18 protein-coding genes are annotated in these 20,184 nt (G+C 60.6%); 9 read left to right on the top strand and 9 right to left on the bottom strand.

The features are described from left to right. Window positions 1-144: 144 nt before the first annotated feature. From ACZ9BE_RS02360 to ACZ9BE_RS02345, 4 genes are all read left to right on the top strand, one after another. The gene (locus ACZ9BE_RS02360) at window positions 145-1,113 is read left to right on the top strand and encodes a LysR family transcriptional regulator (protein ID WP_024011667.1); all 969 of its coding nucleotides are present in this window, start codon (window positions 145-147) and stop codon (window positions 1,111-1,113) included. A 389-nt stretch (window positions 1,114-1,502) separates the two neighbouring features. Next, window positions 1,503-1,877, top strand: coding sequence for a DUF6124 family protein (locus tag ACZ9BE_RS02355; RefSeq protein WP_476248868.1), 375 nt, complete (start codon window positions 1,503-1,505; stop codon window positions 1,875-1,877). A gap of 1,123 nt (window positions 1,878-3,000) precedes the next feature. After that, window positions 3,001-3,975 (top strand): 2-hydroxyacid dehydrogenase, encoded by a 975-nt coding sequence (locus ACZ9BE_RS02350; protein WP_150636175.1) that lies wholly within the window; start codon window positions 3,001-3,003, stop codon window positions 3,973-3,975. A 139-nt stretch (window positions 3,976-4,114) separates the two neighbouring features. After that, window positions 4,115-4,624 (top strand): DUF2165 domain-containing protein, encoded by a 510-nt coding sequence (locus tag ACZ9BE_RS02345; protein WP_073473697.1) that lies wholly within the window; start codon window positions 4,115-4,117, stop codon window positions 4,622-4,624. Between the two features lie 18 nt (window positions 4,625-4,642). Here the strand turns inward: ACZ9BE_RS02345 and ACZ9BE_RS02340 are convergent, their stop codons facing one another. Next, window positions 4,643-5,545, bottom strand: a complete 903-nt coding sequence (locus tag ACZ9BE_RS02340; protein ID WP_150636173.1) for a DMT family transporter — start codon at window positions 5,543-5,545, stop codon at window positions 4,643-4,645. A gap of 140 nt (window positions 5,546-5,685) precedes the next feature. Between ACZ9BE_RS02340 and ACZ9BE_RS02335 the strand changes: the two genes are divergently transcribed. Next, complete coding sequence (locus ACZ9BE_RS02335; RefSeq protein WP_071174437.1) at window positions 5,686-6,561, top strand: helix-turn-helix domain-containing protein; 876 nt, start codon at window positions 5,686-5,688, stop codon at window positions 6,559-6,561. A gap of 462 nt (window positions 6,562-7,023) precedes the next feature. On the opposite strand, the gene ACZ9BE_RS02330 is transcribed toward ACZ9BE_RS02335, so the two are convergent. From ACZ9BE_RS02330 to ACZ9BE_RS02305, 6 genes are all read right to left on the bottom strand, one after another. Next, window positions 7,024-9,453, bottom strand: coding sequence for a TonB-dependent siderophore receptor (locus tag ACZ9BE_RS02330; RefSeq protein WP_476248867.1), 2,430 nt, complete (start codon window positions 9,451-9,453; stop codon window positions 7,024-7,026). Window positions 9,454-9,665: 212 nt separating this feature from the next. Further along, entirely contained in the window at window positions 9,666-10,655 is a 990-nt protein-coding gene (locus tag ACZ9BE_RS02325) for a FecR family protein (RefSeq protein WP_476248866.1), read from the bottom strand. Continuing rightward, the gene (locus ACZ9BE_RS02320) at window positions 10,652-11,218 is read right to left on the bottom strand and encodes an RNA polymerase sigma factor (protein ID WP_071174434.1); all 567 of its coding nucleotides are present in this window, start codon (window positions 11,216-11,218) and stop codon (window positions 10,652-10,654) included. Before ACZ9BE_RS02320 ends, ACZ9BE_RS02325 begins: the two co-directional genes overlap by 4 nt. 1 nt (window position 11,219) lies before the next feature. Beyond that, the gene (locus ACZ9BE_RS02315) at window positions 11,220-11,546 is read right to left on the bottom strand and encodes a DUF3325 domain-containing protein (protein WP_122750894.1); all 327 of its coding nucleotides are present in this window, start codon (window positions 11,544-11,546) and stop codon (window positions 11,220-11,222) included. After that, window positions 11,546-13,129 (bottom strand): PepSY-associated TM helix domain-containing protein, encoded by a 1,584-nt coding sequence (locus ACZ9BE_RS02310; RefSeq protein ID WP_476248865.1) that lies wholly within the window; start codon window positions 13,127-13,129, stop codon window positions 11,546-11,548. Before ACZ9BE_RS02310 ends, ACZ9BE_RS02315 begins: the two co-directional genes overlap by 1 nt. After that, window positions 13,126-13,431, bottom strand: coding sequence for a DUF3649 domain-containing protein (locus tag ACZ9BE_RS02305; RefSeq protein ID WP_095180406.1), 306 nt, complete (start codon window positions 13,429-13,431; stop codon window positions 13,126-13,128). Before ACZ9BE_RS02305 ends, ACZ9BE_RS02310 begins: the two co-directional genes overlap by 4 nt. A 146-nt stretch (window positions 13,432-13,577) precedes the next feature. Between ACZ9BE_RS02305 and ACZ9BE_RS02300 the strand changes: the two genes are divergently transcribed. The 4 genes from ACZ9BE_RS02300 (at window position 13,578) to ACZ9BE_RS02285 (ending at window position 18,510) form a co-directional block, all read left to right on the top strand. After that, a complete protein-coding gene (locus tag ACZ9BE_RS02300) occupies window positions 13,578-14,108 on the top strand; it encodes a sigma-70 family RNA polymerase sigma factor (RefSeq protein ID WP_476248864.1) in 531 nt (176 codons plus the stop codon). Continuing rightward, entirely contained in the window at window positions 14,105-15,037 is a 933-nt protein-coding gene (locus tag ACZ9BE_RS02295; protein WP_476248863.1) for a DUF4880 domain-containing protein, read from the top strand. The genes ACZ9BE_RS02300 and ACZ9BE_RS02295 overlap by 4 nt, the downstream gene beginning before the upstream one ends. Before the next feature lie 162 nt (window positions 15,038-15,199). Next, window positions 15,200-17,533, top strand: coding sequence for a TonB-dependent Fe(3+) dicitrate receptor FecA (gene fecA / locus ACZ9BE_RS02290; protein WP_476248862.1), 2,334 nt, complete (start codon window positions 15,200-15,202; stop codon window positions 17,531-17,533). A gap of 374 nt (window positions 17,534-17,907) precedes the next feature. Beyond that, window positions 17,908-18,510 carry a hypothetical protein gene (locus ACZ9BE_RS02285; RefSeq protein ID WP_476248861.1) on the top strand — a complete coding sequence of 201 codons (603 nt, stop codon included), beginning with the start codon at window positions 17,908-17,910 and terminating at the stop codon, window positions 18,508-18,510. Between the two features lie 10 nt (window positions 18,511-18,520). On the opposite strand, the gene ACZ9BE_RS02280 is transcribed toward ACZ9BE_RS02285, so the two are convergent. Together ACZ9BE_RS02280 and ACZ9BE_RS02275 are read right to left on the bottom strand one after the other, a co-directional pair. After that, the gene (locus ACZ9BE_RS02280) at window positions 18,521-18,928 is read right to left on the bottom strand and encodes an HPF/RaiA family ribosome-associated protein (RefSeq protein ID WP_016771629.1); all 408 of its coding nucleotides are present in this window, start codon (window positions 18,926-18,928) and stop codon (window positions 18,521-18,523) included. 200 nt (window positions 18,929-19,128) lie between these two features. Beyond that, a complete protein-coding gene (locus tag ACZ9BE_RS02275) occupies window positions 19,129-20,076 on the bottom strand; it encodes a LysR substrate-binding domain-containing protein (RefSeq protein ID WP_476248860.1) in 948 nt (315 codons plus the stop codon). Window positions 20,077-20,184: the final 108 nt, after the last annotated feature.

The raw sequence follows: 20,184 nt of genomic DNA, 5'->3' as shown, positions 1-20,184 counted from the left end.
GCGCAATTCTATGGAGCTGCCTCTGCGGCGATAAGCTGGGATTTCTGTGAATCTTTGTTACGGTTAACGAGATAATCCCTTGGTCGGGGGTCTCAGCCCCTGAAACTTCGTGTCACAATTTGCCATCTCCCTTGAGAGCACCCCATGGACACTTTGCAAAACATGCGCGCCTTCAGTTGTGTTGCCGAAGCGGGCAGCTTCACCGCCGCCGCCGTGCAACTGGACACCACCACCGCCAACGTCTCGCGCGCGGTCTCCAACCTCGAAGCCCATCTGCAAACCCGTCTGCTCAATCGCACAACCCGGCGCATCGCCCTGACCGAAGCCGGCAAGCGCTACCTGCTGCGCTGCGAACAGATCCTCGCCTACGTCGAAGAAGCCGAAGCGGAAGCCAGCGACGCCCACGCGCGCCCCGCCGGCCAGCTGAAAGTGCACACCATGACCGGCATCGGTCAGCACTTCGTCATCGACGCCATCGCCCGCTACCGCAAGACCCACCCCGACGTGACCTTCGACCTGACCCTGGCCAACCGCGTGCCGGACCTGCTCGACGAGGGCTACGACGTGTCCATCGTGCTGGCCAGCGAACTGCCCGACTCGGGCTTCGTTTCGCAGCGCCTGGGCATCACCTACAGCATCGTCTGCGCCTCGCCGGCGTACGTGAAAGCCAACGGCGCCGCACAGAAACCCAGCGACCTGCTCAACCACGCCTGCCTGCGCCTGGTCAGCCCGGTGATCCCCCTGGAGAAATGGGCCTTCGACGGCCCGGACGGCCAGGAAACGGTCACCATCAACAGCTCACCATTCCTGGTGAACTCCGCCGACGCCATGAAAACCGCCATCACCAGCGGCATGGGCGTCGGCGTGCTGCCGGTCTACGCCGCCATCGAAGGCCTGCGCAACGGCACCCTGGTGCGCGTGATGCCGAACTACCGCTCGCAGGAACTCAACCTCTACGCGATCTACCCGTCGCGGCAGTACCTGGATGCCAAGATCAAAACCTGGGTGGAGTACTTGCGTGGGTCGTTGCCGGAGATATTGGCGGCGCATCAGGCGGAATTGGTCGCGTATGAGTTGAGCGGGAGTCTGGCTGGCGCGCGCGTCGCCACCTGACTTTAAACACCGCTGACTTCGTGCAGGAGCTGACGAGTGCAACGAGGCTGCGATCTTTTGATCTTGCTGTTTAAAAATCAACGGATCGCAGCCTACGGCAGCTCCTACATCGCGGTGTTTACGGGGAAGTTTCCGACAGGTTTTGCAGGTTGTCCGTCGGAAGAGCGCTGGCTAGGATTTGGCGGTTGCTGACGAATCAGCGACCGGACTTGGTCGTCCGGGTTTAGAATGGCGCACATTTTCAAGCATGCTTAATGGCGAGCTGTGCGTGGGAGGGCCTCGTCCCTGCCGGGTTTCCATTCCCTGGTCGACCAACCCGCGTACGGTTCGCCACCCGATTGCTTGGTCGCAGTCAGTGGCGAACTCCACTTCCAGAATGGAGTTTCACCATGTTCAAACCCACACCCAATCCCCCCGAATCCGCAAGCACCTCACCCTACCAATCCCCCGACTCAACGAAACTCCACGACGCCGCCGAGCGTGCGCTGGATCACTACCTCAAACCGTCCGCCAGCGCGCAGCAAAACCACAAACCCAGCACCATGTTCCAAGTCGCCCCGGACCAGGACAACGAAAGCCTGCTGGCCCACGCCTGCGAATCCCTCGCCTCGGCCAGCATCATGAGCAGCGACATCGCCGCCCACGTCGACAGCCCACAACGGCACACGATATTGGCCATCCAGCAGGTGATCATGCTGGCGGAACTGGCGGTGAACCGCGTGCTGGATAACTACGAAATCCATCAGCTCCCGTCACGCAACTGACCTCCCGGGAGCGAGCCCGACCGCGAGGGCTTCGGCACATTCAACATTCGAGGTGTCAGATAAACCGCTTTCGCGAGCAGGCTCGCTCCCACAGTTGGAATGCGTGCACCAGTGAGAAACAGGTCGGCTGTCAGGCCGCTTTCGCTGGCAAGCCAGCTCCCACAGGGACGGGGTGAATCTGGCAGGGATGGGTTGGCAGTGGAGACGCCTTCGCGAGCAGGCTCGCTCCCACAATTCTGGATCGTATACATCAGCAAGATATGAGTCGGCTGTCAGGCCGCCTTCGCTGGCAAGCCAGCTCCCACAGGGACAGGGTGAATCTGGCAGAGAGAGGTTGGCTGTGGAGACGCTTTCGCGAGCAGGCTCGCTCCCACAGTTTGAATCGAGTACATCAGCGAGAAACAGGTCGGCTGTCAGGCCGCCTTCGCTGGCAAGCCAGCTCCCACAGGGACGGGGTGAACCTGGCAGAGATGGGTTGGCAGTGGAGACGCTTTCGCGAGCAGGCTCGCTCCCACAGTTTGAATCGAGTACATCAGCGAGAAACAGGTCGGCTGTCAGGCCGCCTTCGCTGGCAAGCCAGCTCCCACAGTTTGAATCGAGTACATCAGCGAGAAACAGGTCGACTGTCAGGCCGCCTTCGCGAGCAGGCTCGCTCCCACAAAAGCAAAGGCAAAGCAGCGCAGCTGCCCGCGGCGCAGCCGCCCCACTCAACAATGAGCGCAAGCTCGAGTACTGCTTTTGATCTTGATCCACCGGCGACGTCGGAAGGCTGAGCGGAGGGATTGATCCGGGAGTGGGAGCGCAGCGACCGTACGACGCAGTCGTACACAGCGAGTGTAGGTGCAGCGAAGCAAACCGGAGCCGCTGCGCCCGGATCGATCCCGCAGCGAAGGAACCCGAGCCTGCGAGGGCCGAACGCAGGAGCTAGCGTTTTTTGCTTACTTTTTTAGGCGCTTGTAAAAAAGTAAGTCGCCGTCAGGCGAAACCGCCAGCCGCCGCACCGAAACCTTCGGATATTCACACCAGACAAACCCAAGGCATGGCCGGCCCAGAGGCCGCCAAGACAACCCGAGCGAGAAAATGTTAGCGTGCTTGCAATCAAGCCCCGACGAGCCCAAGCCCAATGAAAAAAACAGTCCTGGCCTTCAGCCGCATCACCCCGCCCATGATCGAACGCCTGCAAGAAGAATTCGACGTCATCGTCCCCAACCCCAAGACCGGTGATATCAACGCCCAGTTCAACGAAGCCCTGCCCCACGCCCACGGCCTCATCGGCGTCGGCCGCAAACTCGGCCGCGCACAACTGCAAAGCGCAACAAAACTCGAAGTGGTCTCGAGCGTCTCGGTCGGCTACGACAACTACGACCTCGACTACTTCAACGAACGCGGGATCATGCTCACCAACACGCCCGACGTGCTCACCGAAAGCACCGCCGACCTCGCCTTCGCCCTGATCATGAGCAGCGCCCGCCGCGTCGCCGAACTCGACGCCTGGACCAAGGCCGGGCTATGGCAGGCCAGCGTCGGCGCCCCGCTGTTTGGTAGTGATGTGCACGGCAAGACCCTCGGCATCGTCGGCATGGGCAACATCGGCGCCGCTGTCGCCCGGCGCGGGCGCTTCGGCTTCAACATGCCGATCATCTACAGCGGTAACAGCCGCAAGACCGAACTGGAAGAGGAACTCGGCGCGCAGTTCCGCAGCTTGGATGAGCTGCTGGCCGAAGCCGATTTCGTCTGCCTGGTAGTGCCGTTGAGCGACAAGACCCGCCACCTGATCAGCCATCGCGAACTGGCGCTGATGAAGCCGAGCGCTATCCTGGTCAACATCTCGCGCGGCCCGGTCGTCGACGAACCGGCACTGATCGAAGCCCTGCAAAACAACCGCATCCGCGGCGCCGGGCTGGACGTCTACGAAAAAGAACCGCTGGCCGAATCGCCGCTGTTCCAGTTGAAAAACGCCGTGACCCTGCCGCACATCGGCTCGGCCACCACCGAGACCCGCGAAGCCATGGCCAACCGCGCCCTGGCCAATCTGCGCAGCGCCCTGCTCGGTGAACGGCCGCAGGATCTGGTCAACCCGCAAGTCTGGCGCGGCTGAAAAAAGGGCCGGCGCAACATTACGCCGGCCTTCACCTTACATAACTTGCAACCGAACAAAAACGCCAGACCAAGTAACAGCAATATAAGCTCTCGCAACTTATCAACTTATTGATTAATTGCCATGGAGAGCCAACCTCGTGAACACCCTGACCACCGACAAACTCATTCGTTACAGCAAAGTCATCTTGATGGCTTATATAAGTTTCTTTGGCCTGCTGGTGATGATCCATAACTTCACTGACTATGAGTCCAACTACACTTACGTTGCACATATCCTGAGCATGGACACCACCAACGCCAGCGAAAACATCATGTATCGGGCCATTGATTCGCCGATGATCCATCACCGGATCTACTGGTTCATCATCACCATGGAAGTCACCTATACCGTGCTTTGCCTGATCGGTACTTACCAGTTGTATCGCTACATCGATGCATCGCCAGCGGCATTCCATGAAGCCAAGAAGTTTTCGATCATGGGTATATTGGTCGCCATCTTCATTTATTACGTGTGCCTGCAAACTGTAGGTGTCGAATGGTTCGACATGGACACTTCGCAATCCTGGAATGCCAAGGACTGGGCAAGGCATATTGTCGACTTCATCTTCCCGGTAATGATCTACATCACTTTAAAAGTTGAGCGCTGAGTATCAGCGCTCGTTTTATCAAGCCAACTTCCCTTGAGCCGCAGACAACAGCACTTTCGGTTTACGAAACACCAGCACGTTGCCCAACATCACCAACACCAGCCCGACCAGCGCCGGTGCGGTCCATTGATAACCTTCGGCAAACGCCGACACGTTCAGGGCCACCACCGGGAACAGCACCGTGCAGTAAGCCGCCCGCTCCGGGCCCATGCGCCCGACCAGCGTCAGGTACGCGGTGAAGCCGATCACCGAGCCGGGGATCACCAGATACAACAGTGCCCCGACGTAACGCGGCGACCAGTCCATGGTGAAGGGGATGCCGTTGAACAGACACCACACCGTCAGCATCGCCGCGCCGTAGGCCATGCCCCAGGCGTTGGTGGTCAGCGGTCGCAATCCCGCTTTCTGTTGCAGACTCGACAGCATATTGCCGGCGGAAAAACACAAGGTGCCGCATAACGCCAATCCAAGGCCGAGCAGGGTTTGCGGACTGGCCTGATGCCCGGCCAGTTCCGGCCAGAACAACAGCCCCAGACCGAACAGCCCCAGCGCACCGCCCATCAACACATTGCGCGCAATGCGCTGGCCGAAAAACACCCGCGCATTCAGCGCGTTCCACAACGTCGCCGTAGAAAACACCACCGCCACCAGACCGCTGGGAATCCACTGACTGGCGGTCAGAAAACACATGAAGTTCACGCAGAACAGACATAACCCTTGAGCCACACAAATCAAATGCCCACGGCGGTTCATCGGTTGCAGACGCCGGCTGAGCAGCAAGAGGGCAAACAACACCAGCGCAGCCAGGCCGAAGCGATAGACAATCGACACCGGGATTTCAACCACGCCCAATTGCCATTTCAAGGCAATCCAGGTGGTGCCCCAGATCAGTACGGTCAGCAAGTACAACGACAGGTTCATGGCCAACACTCCTTAAACAGGCCTTGAGTGTCTGCCTCGGGCAGCCTTCGACGCTTGCACAATCTTGCGCTTTTGTCTGGCGGCAGGCTGGCAGGGCGGCGTCTACGGAGTAGGATGCAAGGCGTTGGAGAGAACCGAACATGGCCGCTATCGATACCCTGCAAGTCTTTCAAGCCCTCAACCGCTCGCCGAATGCACGCCTTGTGCACAGCGCCGAGCTCGGTGACGGCATGTCTGCGGCTTTGTGGACCAACCACCACGATGCCCAGGAATATGAAGCGCCAAGTCATCACACGCTTTCGTGCTACGTCGCCGGCGGCACCGGCACATTCCGTCGTGGCCAGCCGGGCCGCAAGGGCGGGCCGGACAAGCTGTGCATCCTGCCAGCCGATCACGAATCGGGCTGGGTGATCAATGGCGACATCCGCTTGGCGCACCTGTATTTCAGCGCCGAACAATTCGCCCTCGGTTGCGTCACGTTGCTCGATCGCGAACCGCGCGAGATGCAATTACGCGAGCAGACCTTTCTCGAAGATCCGCAGCAGGCGCAGCGCTTTCGGCAGTTGCTGAACCTGAACTGGCAAGAGCCGGCCGAGCGCTTGCTGACCAGCAGCCTCGCCCATGAATTGATCAGCCACACCTTGCTCAGCCAGGTCGGTGCGCGACAGGGCTTGCGCCTGAAGGGCGGGCTGGCACCGCATCAGCGCCGACAACTGGTGGAGTTCATCGACAACCAGTTGGCCGAGCCGATCAGCCTCGGGCAACTGGCCGGGCTGTGTGCACTGTCGGAATATCACTTTGCGCGGATGTTTCGCCTGAGCTTCGGCCTGCCGCCGCATCAATATGTGCTGGCGCGGCGCTTGAGCCGGGCGCGGGAATTGTTGCGCGGCACGGCGCTGCCATTGGGGGAGATTGCGCTGGCGTGCGGGTTTGCCAGTGCGAGCCATTTTACTAATCGGTTCAGGCAGGTTTTGGGTGGGACGCCGGGCGAGTATCGGCAGGCGTTTTTGCGTTGAGCCCTTTTCCCCTCACCCCAGCCCTCTCCCAGAGGGAGAGGGGGCCGACCGAGTTGTCTTGCACTGTACGTCGACCTGAAACACCGAATCGATTATGGATTCAAAGCAACACATTCAAGTCGGTGTACCTCTGGAATATCCCACGGTCAGCCCCCTCTCCCAGAGGGAGAGGGGGCCGACCGAGTTGTCTTGCACTGTACGTCGACCTGAAACACCGAATCGATTATGGATTCAAAGCAACACATTCAAGTCGGTGTACCTCTGGAATATCCCACGGTCAGCCCCCTCTCCCAGAGGGAGAGGGGGCTGACCGAGTTGTCTTGCACTGTACGTCGACCTGAAACACCGAATCGATTATGGATTCAAAGCAACACGTTCAAGTCGGTGTACCTCTGGAATATCCCACGGTCAGTCCCCTCTCCCTCCGGGAGAGGGCTAGGGTGAGGGGCTTTTGATCTTGCCTCAAAACTCCAGCGTGCTGGAAAGCGAAACCTGCCGCGAATCCCCCATCGACACAAAGAAGCGGCTCGCCGAAGAGGTGTAATAAGTGCGGTCGAACAGGTTCTTCACGTTCAACTGAAACTTGACCTTCTGCCCCTCAACCGTGGTGTCGTAAGTGGCAAACGCATCCGCCACGGTATAGCTCGGCAGGTCAAAATCATTCACCGCGTTGCCGGCACGCTCGCCGACGTACCGCGCGCCCGCCCCGACACGCAACTGATCGCCGCCAAACACATTGCCGAAGTCATACACCGCCGACAGCGAGCCGGAATTCTTCGCTACGTTTTGCAGGCGCTTGCCTTTGTATTCCGGGTCTTCGGTGACTTCGGCATCGGTGTAGGCATAGCTGCCGATGAGGTTCCAGTGCTCGCTGAGTTGCCCGCTCAGGTCGACTTCCAGCCCGCGTGAACGCACCTCGCCAGCGGCGCTGTAGATCGTCGTCGGACCTTCGGAGTTGGCCACCAGTACGTTGCGTTTCTTGATGTCGAACAACGCGATATTGCCGGTGATGCTGCCCGGCATATCCAGCCGCGCACCCAGCTCCCACGACTTGGCTTCTTCCGGCGCGATGCTGCCGTCGAGCACGGTGCTGCTGCCGCTCAGCGGGGCGATGGTCGAGTTGGGTTTGAAGGATTCGGTGTAGCTGCCGTAGAACGACAAGGCGTCGGTGTAGCGATACACAAGACCGGCGCGCGGCACCCACTTCTGCCCATTGCTGTCGGTATTGGCCTTGAACGGCACGCCTTTGCCGGCGTACTGGTCGTACTCCTGAAAACGTCCACCAGCGACCAGAATCCACTGCTCGTTGAGGTGAATCGAATCCTGCAGGAACAGCGAATCGCTACGCAGCTTATCGGTCTGCGCGCTGTCGGGCGCACTCACCGTAGTGCCCATCACTTCGCGACCATATACCGGATTGAGATAGCTGAAGGTGCTCAGGCTTTTCTGCCGGATCAGATCTTCGCGGTAGATCTTGCGGTACTCGTCATCGACGCCGAACACCAGATCATGCTGCATGCCCAGTACATTCACCTTGCCTTCGAGGCTGGCGGTGGTGAAACGATCGGTGCTGATCGCATTCTGGGTGCCGTCCATGCTGCGGGTCAGTGTGCCTTTGTTGGTGTCGATCGCAGTCACGCGCACTTGGCTGGCATCGTAGGTTTCGCGGTTCCAGCTGTAGCCGAAGTGGGCTTTCCAGTCGTCGTTGAGTTCGTGGTCGGCTTCGAAATGGTACAGATCCGAGCGCCCTTCCATGTCGTTGAACGGCTCATCGAGACGCTGCTTGCGCGAGATATCCAGCGGATGGTTGGTGCGCGGATCGATCAGCGTGCCACGGTCGAAGGGGGTGAGAAACTCGCGGTGCTCGTAGGCGAACAACAGCTTGGTGCGCTCGCCGTACCAGGCCAGCGACGGTGCGATCAGCGTCTCGCGGTGGGTGCCGAAGTTGCGCCAGTAATCTTCGTCTTCGTGATCGACGACCATGCGATAGGCGAAGCCGGAATCGCCCAGCGCACCGGTGCTGTCAAAGGCGCCACCGCTGCCGTTCTTGCCGTCACCGTAGCTCGAACCGCGCATGGTCACGGCGTTGTACTGGGTCAGTTCCGGCTTCTTGCTGACCAGATTGACCACGCCACCCGGGTCCTGAATCCCATAGAGCAACGAGGCCGGGCCTTTGAGCACTTCGACGCGATCCACGGTCGCGTTCATGCCACGGCCCTGCACCAGCGGCATGCCGTCGCGCATAATTGAGCCGTTGCGATTGTCACCGAAACCGCGAGTCATCACCGAGTCCTGCGTACTGCCCAAGGTGTTGCCCTGGGTGATGCCGCTGACATTGGCCAGCGCGTCATCGAGATTGCGCGGCGCCTGATCGCGAATGACCTGCGCCGGGATGACATTGACCGTCTGTGGAATTTCTTGCAGCGACGCCGATGAGCGCATCACCGAACTGGTTTCCGGCGGCTGATAGCTCATCGATTCGTCGCGCGTGGACGTGATGGTGGTGGCGCCGAGATTAAGCGCGCCTTCGGTCGGCATCGGCTCCAGCGCCAGGGTATGACTGTCGGTGCGGCGAAAACTCAGGCCGGAATCGCCGAGCAGGCGTTGCAGCGCCTGTTCGGCGCTCATCTGGCCATTGACTGCCGGAGCATTGAGGCCGTACGGCGCTTCGTCGGTGTAGACCACGCTCTGCCCGGTCACGCGGCTGAAGTCGCTCAGGGCTTGCGGCAACGGTTTCGCGGCGAGGGCAAAATTGAATTGCTGTTGCGCCTGATTGCTCACCGCTTCTGCCGCCAGCGCGATACTCATCGGCAGCAATGCCAACGCGGAAAAACTCAACGCCGACATGCCCAACCACTGTTTGACCGAACCGGATTTTGCCCTGGACTTCATTGCTCAATGACCTGTGTAGAACCGCAACGGATGCGAATGGCTCGCAGTTTCAGTCACTACACGGATGGGGCTCGGGGTTACCTCACCTTTAATTTGAAAATATTTTGCGGGGGATTTGTTGCCTGGGCTGACGCCTTCGCGAGCAGGCTCGCTCCCACCTTTGAAATGCGTACCCTGTGGGAGCGAGCCTGCTCGCGAAGAGGCCGGCAGCCTCAGCGCAAAATAATCAACTGTCCCATCACCCGATGCTGCTCAAATCCCAGTACCCCTTGCAGCGCATTGAGCACCGCTTGCGGATCCTTGCTCGGAAAGCTGCCGCTGACCTTGCGCGCCGCCAGCTCATCGTTGAGCAGCACAATCCGCCCCGGGTAATAGCGGCGCAGATCCTCGACGACATCGGCCAGCGTGGTCTTGTAGTAGGTCAGCCAACCCTGACGCCAGGCCAGTTGCGCTTCACTGTCCACGGGATGCAGTTTTTCCGCAGTGCCGTCGGCGTAGGCAACTTGCTGGCCGGCCGTGAGAATCTGCTGTTGGGCATGCTCGTCTGCCGTCACCGCGACACGCCCGGACAATACCGTCACTTGTGCGCCGTGAGGTTGCCGACGTACTTCGAACTGGGTGCCGAGCACCCGCGCCTCGCCCTGCTCCGCCGCCACCACAAAAGGGTCGCCGGGGTGGGTGACGCTGAAGAAAGCAGCACCTCTGATCAATTTCACGCGGCGCTGGCCATGACTGAAATCCACAGCAATCGCACTGTCGGCATCCAGTGTCACTTGCGACTGATCGGCCAGAGTCACCGTGCGGATTTCCCCAGGTGCCGAGACATGATCAGCGCGCAGATCGTCGAGCCAGCGCTGCGCCTGCCACCCGGTGCCGAGGCTGACCATCAGCAGCAGACACGCGGCCAGCGCCAGCGCTCCAGACCAACGCAACATCGGCGAACGACGCGGGGCGTGCATCGCCTGCAGATAACCTTGCAGCGCGAACGCATCTTCATCGGCCAGCGTGCGCGCGGGGCTTTCGCTGAGTTCCCAGATCACCTGCGCCTGCGCATACGCTTCGGCATGGGCCGGATCGGCGCGCAGCCATTGGCTGAAGGTGAGTTGATCGCCAGTGCTCGGGCGGTCGTGCAACAGGCTCAGCCAGGCCAGCGCGGCCTGCTCCTGGGCCGGCGTCGGTGTGATCGGATCGGATGGCTTCACGGTGCTTTCCCTGGCAGGCGTGGCGCGGGGTCGCGCAGGCTGGCCTTGCAGGCCTCGAGGGCGCGCATCATATGTTTTTCCACGGCACTTTGGGACAGGCCCATGGCCTTGGCGATGTCGGCGTACTTGCGCCCGTGAATGCGATTGAGCAGAAAGATCTGCCGGGTACGCTCGGGCAAGGCGCGCAACGCGGCTTCGACATGGCGCAGATCGTTGCCCGCTTCCAGCGCGGCCTGGGGTTCGCTGCCATGGCTGTCGGGTTCGTCCGGCTGCCAGCCTTCGTTGACCCGCGTGCGCGTGCCTTCGCTGCGCAAATGATCGATGGCGATGTTGCCGGCGCAGCGCAGCAGATAGGTGCTGAGTTCTTCGACCTGCACCAGCGGCCGCCGCCAGAAGCGCAAAAACAGATCCTGGACCAGATCCGCCGCCGTCGCCCGACAACCGACGCGGCGGTTCACCAGTGCTTCCATTTGCGCACGCTGGGACAGAAACACCTGAAGAAAATGCGCACGCGCGCCACGCGCTTCATCGTCACGCGATTCCGGCGGCAGACCGATCAGCACTTCAGCACTGCGCCCATGCGGCGACCGGGCTCGCCAGCAGGCTCAACCCGGCCAGAGCCATGGCCAGACGCGGGCGATACGGCAGCAACAGCACCAATGCCAAAGCGCTGAGCATCAGCACCGCGAACCAGTCGACCAGACCGAAACTCCAGCCATTGGCCGCCACCGCCGCCCACAGCGAAAGCGCCAGCAACAACCATCCCGCCAGCGCCAGACCCTGACGGCGGCGCGTCGACGGTTTGGCGCCGAGCAATTCGGCGTGATGACGTGGCATCGACAGGCACAACGCGGTGAAGCCGGCGTAGGTAAGCAACAGGGCCAGCAGCATCAGTTGGCACCCTGTTCGACAGTGATCGACCGAGGCGAAGAACTTGCTTTGCGAACGCTGACGCGGTCGCCCGTACGCTGCATCTTGCGCGCAGCCCAGCCGAGGAAAAGCCCCGTCGTCAGACACGTCAGATCAAATCCGGCCAGTGCCCAGTCGCGCTGCATCAGGGTCGCGCCAAGATTCCACGGTGTGGTCAGCGCATTGATCAGCGGCACCGCGATAAACAGCGCAGCGCCGAGCGTCAGCTGTTCGATCCAGGCCTTGCGTCCCGGACGCAATACCGCGTGCAACAGGCTAAGCCCCCACGCGATAAAAAACGCATTTACTTCCCAATCGGCCCGCCCCGCCAGACTCACCGGCAGCAGTCGATTGGCCAGAAAGAACACCGCCACCGCCGATACCAGGCCGGCCATGCTGGCGATATTCAGCACCTCGACCAGGCGCAATTCGAACGGCAGCGCCGCGCTTTTCATGTGCTTGAGCTGCCGCTTGCCGAGCCAGATCACCAGCCCGGTGCCAATCATCGCCGTGCCGGCCAGTCCGCAAATGAAATACAGCCAGCGCAACAGCGGCCCGGCGAAATGGCCCATGTGCAAACCGTAGAACGCGCCACCCACCGCCATCGCTATGGGTTGATCGGGGGTGCTGCTCAGAAGCTGCCCGGTGACGCCGTTGAAGGTCACCGCCCGGCCGAAATCATGCACCACCCGATCGCCCGCGCGGGACAGCACTACCGTGGCGCTGGCATCGCCCGGGTTGCTCACCGACAGGCGCGCGGTATGGCCGCCCGACCACTGCTCGCTGACCTTGGCCAGTAGCGGCGCCATGGCGGTCAGCGGCGCGGCGATATCGGCGCGCTCGGGGGTCTTCGAGGCGGGAAAGACTTCGTCGTAGAACTTGCGCACGTCGCTGCCGTAAGAGGCGACGATGCTCGCCGGCATGACCATCGACATAAAAATCACCAGGCTGCTGTAGGTGATCATCAAGTGAAACGGCAGCACCAGCACGCCCACGGCGTTATGCCCGTCGAGCCAGGAACGCTGGCCCTTGCGCGGGCGGAAGGTGAAGAAGTCCTTGAAGATTTTCTTGTGGGTGATGATGCCGCTGATCAACGCAACGAACATCACCATCGCGGCGAGGGTCGCCAGCCAGCGCCCCCACGGGTAAGGCATCTGCAACTGGAAGTGGAAACGGTAAAAGAACTCGCCGCCCATGCTTTCGCGGCCCTGCACCTCGGCCCCGGTCTGAGCGTCGAGAGTTCGGGATTCGAAGCGGCCGCGCTCGCCGGGTTTGCCCGGCGCCTGTTGCCAGCGCACCGTCAGACCGGGGTCGCGGGCATCGGGCAAATCGATCAGCCAGCGCGAGGCGCCGGCGGCGTGTTGTTGCAGATAATCTTGCGCCAGCGCCAGGCTCGCTTCGCTATCAAGCGAATGTGCAGCGATTTCCGGCTGCATCCAGTGGCTGATTTCGTCTTTGAAGTAAGCCAGCGTTCCCGTGAGAAAAATCGCGAACAGCAACCAGCCGAACACCAGCCCGGCCCAGGTGTGCAGCCAGGCCATCGACTGACGCAAACCCTCTTTCATGCCAGCCCCAGTCCGCGTGCGGCGCCAGAAACGGTGGCGAGAATCACGCTCGGCACCAACAGGCCGACCCACGCCGACCACGCGCTGCGGCAGGCAAAGCACCAGAGCACCGCGACCAGATAGACCAGAAAGGACACGGTCATGCCAGTGACCACCGCTTCGGCGCGGTTCAGCGGCAGCCACAACGTCAGGGTGACACTGGCCAGCGCCGCGACCAGATAGCCGCCGAAAACCGCCGCCAGCACTCGCGAAGTGACGGCCAGACGATAGGACATGGGAAGGGTGGCGTGTTTGCCTTTCATGTTTCGACCCTGAAACGAAAAACGTCCGGCCGACAAGCCGAATCTACAGGCGAGCAATATTAATGATAAATATTCTCATACGCAAAAGCATCTGATTGCCGGACACTGTCGCCAGCCTCTACAATGCGAACCGTTCTTGTTCTCTAATGCACGTTCTCTACGCAAGTTTTGCGTCCGGAGTCATTTCGTTGCCGCCCGCCCATCCCGTCGAATCGCTCTACCACGCTCATCACAGCTGGCTCACCGGCTGGTTGCGGCGCAAGCTCGGCTGCCCGGACAGCGCAGCGGATCTGGCCCAGGACACGTTCATCAAGGTGCTCACCGCCCGCGAGCCACCGGTGATCATCGAACCGCGCGCCTTTCTCACTACGCTGGCCAAGCGCGTACTGTTCAACCATTACCGGCGGCAGGATCTGGAACGCGCCTACCTCGAGACGCTGGCGCAGATGCCGGAAATGGTCGCGCCGTCGGAAGAGCACAAAGCGATCATCCTGCAGACGCTGGTCGAACTCGATGAGCTGCTCGACGGTTTGCCGCGCCAGGTCAAACGTGCCTTTCTGCTCGCGCAGGTCGACGGTCTGACTTATCCACAGATCGCCGCAGAACTGGGCATCTCGGTGGCCACGGTCAAACGCCATTTGAACAAAGCGGCCATGCGCTGCTATTTCGCCCTGTGAATCGCACGCCGGATTTCTCCGCGCAAGTCGCCGAACAGGCGGTGCACTGGTTGCTGGAAATGCAGCAGGGCACCCTGACCCCGCGCCAGCAGCAGGCCTGGCAACACTGGCTGGATGCGCACAGCGAACATCGCCGAGCGTGGGAACACATGCAACGGGTCAACCAGCGCTTGCGCGGCGTGTCGTCGCCGTTGGCCCACGCCGCGTTGAACGGACCGAAGTCTGGCAGCCGTCGTCAGGCGCTGAAAATGCTGCTGATTCTCGGTGCAGGCTCAGCGGCGACCTGGGGCATGCGCGAGCACACTCCGTTGCCGTCGCTGCTCGCCGACTACCGCACGCCGGTCGGCCAGCGACGCAAGATTGCCTTGGGCGGTGCCGATTCGTTGCAGCTCAATACCGCCAGCTCGGTTGATGTTGATGGTGCGCAGCGGTTGATTCGTCTGCTTGAAGGCGAAATGCTGTTGAGCGCTGCGAATCCGTTCGAAATACGTACGGCACACGGCGTGCTGAAAAGCCAAGGTGCGCGCCTCAATGTGCGGCAGTTTGCCGATCGCACGCAGATCGCGCTGTTTGAAGGAAGAGTCGAACTTATTGCCAACCAGCGTGCGCCCCTGCTGCTGCCGGTCGCGCGGCAGTTGAGTTTTACTGCCAGCTCGGTCAGCGAGGCTAAACCGCTGGACGCCAACAGCGGCGCCTGGACCGACGGCATGCTGGTCGCCGCCCATATGCGCCTCGGCGATTTCCTCGAAGAGCTTGGCCGCTACCGGCGCGGGCAGCTGCGGTGCGACAGTCAGGTTGCCGATTTGCTGATTTCCGGGACGTATCCGCTGGATGACAGCGAGCGGATTCTCGACCTGCTGCAGATCAGTCTGCCGGTGCAAGTGAAGCGCTTTACCCGTTATTGGGTGAGCGTCGAAGCGCGGGTTTAGATCGCAGCCTTCGGCGGCTCCTACATTTGGAATGCATTTTTTCTGTAGGAGCTGCCGAAGGCTGCGATCTTTTGATTCTGAAAAAATAAATGAGCCGTTTTTCAGATCTGGCGTGACAGAGAAGGAAAGCCCCCTTGATTCCACCTTCTCAGGATCATCCACATGCAGCCCAACCGCCTTACGCCACTGGCCCGCAGCCTGCGCAATCTTCTGCTCGGCGCCAGCCTGAGTTTCACCGCCCTGCCCGCCGCGATGGGTGCCGAAGCCAAGGTTTATCACATCGCCCCGGCATCGCTGGAAACCGCGCTCAACCAGTTTGGCCGTGAAGCAGGCGTACTGATTTCCTTCGGTTCGCAAGTCACCAGCGGCGTGCAAAGCCGTGGTCTGGAAGGCAATTACACCGCGCAACAAGGCCTCGATGCCTTGCTCGATGGCACCGGCCTGCGAGCCCGCGCCGAAGGTGACAACGCCTTCAGCCTGCAACCGCTGGCTGACGCGGCGCTGGAGCTGGGCACCTCGACCGTGGTCGGCGACTGGCTCGGCGATGCAGCGCAGATCAACGTCTTCGAACACCCCGGGGCGCGTGATGTGATCCGCCGCGAAGAATTCGAACGCCAGGGCGCGACCCAGGCCCGCGACGTACTCAACCGCATCCCCGGTGTGAACGCGCCGGAGAACAACGGCACGGGCAGCCACGACATGGCACTGAACTTCGGCATTCGTGGTTTGAATCCACGCCTGGCCGCACGCTCGACAGTATTGATGGACGGCATCCCGGTGCCGTTCGCGCCGTATGGTCAGCCGCAGCTTTCGTTCGCGCCGATCAGCATGGGCAACATGGATGCCGTGGACGTGGTGCGTGGCGGCGGTGCGGTACGTTACGGCCCGCAGAACGTCGGCGGCGTGGTCAACTTCGTGACCCGGGCGATTCCCGACGAGCCAACGGTCAAGGGAGGTTTGCAGACTGAAACCAGCCCATCGTCGAGCCACGACGGTTTCAAGACCAGCGCCAATCTGCTGGCCGGCGGCACCAATGCCAACGGCCTCGGTGGTGCGCTGTTGTACTCCGGCACCCGTGGCGGTGACTGGCGTGAACACAGCGATACCGAGATCGACGACCTGATCCTCAAGGGCAAGTACCAGCTCGACGACGCCAACAGCTTCAACGCCATGGCCCAGTATTACGAGGGCAAGGCCGACATGCCCGGCGGTCTCAATGTCGCCGATTACGATGCCGATCCGTATCAGTCGACGCGACCGAAAGACCAGTTCTGGGGGCGCCGCACGATGTTCAACTTCGGCTATCGCTATCAGCAAGATCGCCGCGAGTTCACCGCCAACACCTTCTTCACCAAAACCCTGCGCAGCGGTTATCTGGATCAGGGCACGTTTCTTTCGCTGTCGCCTCGCGAGTATTGGGTGCGTGGTCTGGAAACCCGTTTCGCCCAAGGCTTCGACCTGGGTCCGAGCAGCCACGAAGTCGGCGTCGGCTACCGCTACATCAATGAGGCCGGCCACGAACTGCGCTATCGCACGCCGATCAACGCCAACCAATACCCGACCACCAGCAGCCGCAACGACCGTGACACTCGCGGTGGTACCGAGGCCAACGCATTCTTCGTCGATGACCGCATCGACATCGGCAAATGGACCATCACCCCGGGCGTGCGCTACGAGATGATCGAGTCGCAGCAGACCAACAACCTGACCAACGTCAAATACAAGGGCGACTACAACACCGCGCTGCCGGCGCTGAACGTGCTCTATCACCTCACCGACAGCTGGAATCTGTACGCCAACACCGAAGGCTCGTTCGGCAGCGTGCAATACAGCCAGATGCCCAACCGCGTGAGCAGCGGCGAAGTGAAACCGGAAAAGGCACGCACCTGGGAACTCGGCACGCGCTACGACAACGGTGCCCTGCGCGCGGAAATCGGCGCATTCCTGATCAACTTCGACAACCAGTACGAAAGCAACCAGACCAACGACTCGGTGATCGCGCGCGGCGAAACCCGCCATCAGGGCATCGAGACCAGCGTCAATTACGCGCTCGATGACTTGAGTCCGGCGCTGGCCGGTTTCGATGTCTACGCCAGTTATGCCTATGTCGACGCAACCATCCGCGAGGACGGGCCGAACAAAGGCAACCGCGTGCCGTTTTCCTCCAAACACAAAGGCACGATTGGCGTCGGTTATACCGAAGGGCCATGGAAGCTGAATCTGGACAGCAGCTTCCAGAGCGACCAGTTCGCCGACAACGCCAACACCTCGAAGGAAAGTGCCGATGGCAGCACCGGCAAGATCCCCGGTTACATGCTGTTCAGCAGCCGCGCCGGGTATGACTTCGGACCGCAACTGTCGGATTTGAATGTGGCGGTGGGCGTGAAGAACATCTTCAACACGCAGTACTTCACACGCTCGTTCGATGACAACAACAAGGGCAAGTACGTGGGAGAGCCGCGGACGGTTTATGTGCAGACGTCGGTGGCGTTCTGACCCCACCCCATCGAAGATCAAAAGCCCCTCACCCTAACCCTCTCCCAAAGGGAGAGGGAACTGACCGAGGTGTATTTACGATTTACGCTCGCCTGCAATATCGAGCCGAACGCTGGACTTGAAAACAACCGGAATCGGCCCCCTCTCCCAGAGGGTGAGGAACTGACCGAGGTGTATTTACGATTTACGCTCGCCTGCAATATCGAGCCGAACGCTGGACTTGAAAACAACCGGGATCGGCCCCCTCTCCCAGAGGGTGAGGGACTGACCGAGGTGTATTTACGCTTACGCTCGCCTGCAATATCGAGCCGAACGCTGGACTTGAAAACAACCGGAATCGGCCCCTTCCCCCAGAGGGTGAGGGACTGACCGAGGTGTATTTACGATTTACGCTCGCCTGCAATATCGAGCCGAACGCTGGACCTGAAAACAACCGGAATCGGCCCCCTCTCCCAGAGGGTGAGGGACTGACCGAGGTGTATTTACGATTTACGCTCGCCTGCAATATCGAGCCGAACGCTGGACTTGAAAACAACCGGGATCGGCCCCCTCTCCCAGAGGGTGAGGGACTGACCGAGGTGTATTTACGATTTACGCTCGCCTGCAATATCGAGCCGAACGCTGGACTTGAAAACAACCGGGATCGGCCCTTTCTCCCAGAGGGTGAGGGACTGACCGAGGTGTATTTACGCTTTACGCTCGCCTGCAATATCGAGCCGAACGCTGGACTTGAAAACAACCGGGATCGGCCCTTTCTCCCAGAGGGTGAGGGACTGACCGAGGTGTATTTACGATTTACGCTCGCCTGCAATATCGAGCCGAACGCTGGACTTGAAAACAACCGGGATCGGCTCCCTCTCCCTCGGGAGAGGGCTGGGGTGAGGGGCTACGGTCTTAAACCCTGCGAGCAATCACCAACACCACAAACAAAAAACGGGCCTGCATCAGCAGGCCCGTTCTCCTTTGGTTACTTGTGAAATCAGCGCATCAACTGTTGATCGCTGCCTGTTCGTTCTCGTCAAATTCTTCCGCCAACAGCTTGTCGTTGGCTTTGCCGGTAAATGGCACTACAGCGGCGCGTGGTTTACCTCGCAGTTTGCCGAACAGATGATCCAGTTTGTGCTCGAGTTTCTCGGCAGCACCGTCGATCGCCTGTTCCAGCGAATCGGCTTTATGGGTCACGGAAATCGGTTGGTGGCCTTTTGGCCGCGCTTCCAGTTGGCAGCGCAAGTCATGGGGACCTGGTTTCTCGCCGTTCTCGTCGCTCAGGTGGACTTCGACACGGGTCAGGTCTTCTTCATAACGGTCGAGCGTGCTCTCAATAGTTGTACGTACCCACTCCTCCAGTCGCTTACTGCTTTGAATATGGTTATCGCTGTTGACTTGGATTTGCATAGTTCATCCCTTATTTCAGCTAGCTCGCTGGAGGCCTTGAGTTGAATTTCCTGACCTCCTGGTTACAACAATCGGCCCGAGCGACGAACATTTCAACCCCTGAAAAAAGAAAAATATTCATTCGCAAAAAAAGCCGGACAACCGGGCTAGGCGCTGTTAATGTCGGGAGTTGGGTCGACCCGCTCCGCAGAAAAATCTGCTCACATCTGTTGCTCATTCAGCGGGTGCAGGCTGCGAAAAATCCCCGCCTCCTCCACCAGCCAGTCATGCACAGCGCGCACGCCCGGATGGCTCAACGCCCCCGGTGCATACAACAGCACGTAGCGTTTATGGTTGGGCACCGACAAGCCGAACGGCACGATCAAAGTGCCGCGCTCCAGCTCATCGTTGAGCAACGTGCGCCGGGCAATCGCCACGCCCATGCCAGCGATCGCCGCTTCGATGGTCAGGTGATTGCGATTGAACGTGTGGCCGCGCCGCACATCGGCGCCTTCGAAGCCGATCGCATTCAAATAGAACTCCCATTCCGCATACTCGTAACTGCCACGCCAGGCGGTGATGTCGTGCAGCAGCGGGAAATGCACCAGATGCGCCGGACCGTGCAACGGCGGTCGCCCGCGCAGCAGGCTCGGCGCGCACACCGGAAATATCTGCTCGTCGAGCAAGGCTGTGGATAACAATCCGGGGTAGCTGCCGTCGTTGAGATCGATGGCGAGATCGAAATCGCCTTCGTGCAACGGCACGCTGCTGTCCTCCGCCACCAGGCGCAACTGGATATCCGGAAAGCGTTGCTGCAAGCGCGGCAGGCGCGGAGTCAGCCACTTGCCGAGAAACGACGGGATCGACCGCAACCGCAAAGTCCCGCTGATCATCCCGGCGTCCAGCCGGCGCAATTCCGCATCGATGCTGCCGTACGCTTCATTGACGGTAATCGCCAGCCGCTGCCCCTGTGCACTCAACTCAACACCCCGCGCGCGCCGATGAAACAGGCGAAAGCCCAGGCGTTCTTCCAATTGGCGGATCTGCTGGCTGACCGCGCCCGGGGTGATGTGCAGCTCTTCGGCACAACGGGTGAACGACAGGTGCCGCGCGGCACAGGCAAACACCTGCAGCCAGACGTAGGTCTGGGCATGCAATTGACGACTCATTGTTTAGTCCTGCTAAAGGCTGTCTTAGGAGGTTTCGTTGGTCACCTCGAAGCGAGGCAGGCAGTATCGCCGACATTGCGCTTGTCCGACAAAAAATGGCAGCGATTC

The organism is Pseudomonas sp. TE9122 (genome assembly GCF_056278925.1).
The sequence above is the reverse complement of the archived record's forward strand: the minus strand, read 5'-3'. Positions and strand labels throughout refer to the sequence as shown.

What these genes read in the sequence shown, in the direction of transcription:
- ACZ9BE_RS02360 (WP_024011667.1), top strand. Translation starts at nt 145, where the DNA reads ATGGACACTTTGCAAAACATGCGCGCCTTCAGTTGTGTTGCCGAAGCG.
- ACZ9BE_RS02355 (WP_476248868.1), top strand. Translation starts at nt 1,503, where the DNA reads ATGTTCAAACCCACACCCAATCCCCCCGAATCCGCAAGCACCTCACCC.
- ACZ9BE_RS02350 (WP_150636175.1), top strand. Translation starts at nt 3,001, where the DNA reads ATGAAAAAAACAGTCCTGGCCTTCAGCCGCATCACCCCGCCCATGATC.
- ACZ9BE_RS02340 (WP_150636173.1), bottom strand. Translation starts at nt 5,545, where the DNA reads ATGAACCTGTCGTTGTACTTGCTGACCGTACTGATCTGGGGCACCACC.
- ACZ9BE_RS02335 (WP_071174437.1), top strand. Translation starts at nt 5,686, where the DNA reads ATGGCCGCTATCGATACCCTGCAAGTCTTTCAAGCCCTCAACCGCTCG.
- ACZ9BE_RS02330 (WP_476248867.1), bottom strand. Translation starts at nt 9,453, where the DNA reads ATGAAGTCCAGGGCAAAATCCGGTTCGGTCAAACAGTGGTTGGGCATG.
- ACZ9BE_RS02315 (WP_122750894.1), bottom strand. Translation starts at nt 11,546, where the DNA reads ATGCTGCTGGCCCTGTTGCTTACCTACGCCGGCTTCACCGCGTTGTGC.
- ACZ9BE_RS02310 (WP_476248865.1), bottom strand. Translation starts at nt 13,129, where the DNA reads ATGAAAGAGGGTTTGCGTCAGTCGATGGCCTGGCTGCACACCTGGGCC.
- ACZ9BE_RS02305 (WP_095180406.1), bottom strand. Translation starts at nt 13,431, where the DNA reads ATGAAAGGCAAACACGCCACCCTTCCCATGTCCTATCGTCTGGCCGTC.
- ACZ9BE_RS02300 (WP_476248864.1), top strand. Translation starts at nt 13,578, where the DNA reads ATGCACGTTCTCTACGCAAGTTTTGCGTCCGGAGTCATTTCGTTGCCG.
- fecA (WP_476248862.1), top strand. Translation starts at nt 15,200, where the DNA reads ATGCAGCCCAACCGCCTTACGCCACTGGCCCGCAGCCTGCGCAATCTT.
- ACZ9BE_RS02280 (WP_016771629.1), bottom strand. Translation starts at nt 18,928, where the DNA reads ATGCAAATCCAAGTCAACAGCGATAACCATATTCAAAGCAGTAAGCGA.
- ACZ9BE_RS02275 (WP_476248860.1), bottom strand. Translation starts at nt 20,076, where the DNA reads ATGAGTCGTCAATTGCATGCCCAGACCTACGTCTGGCTGCAGGTGTTT.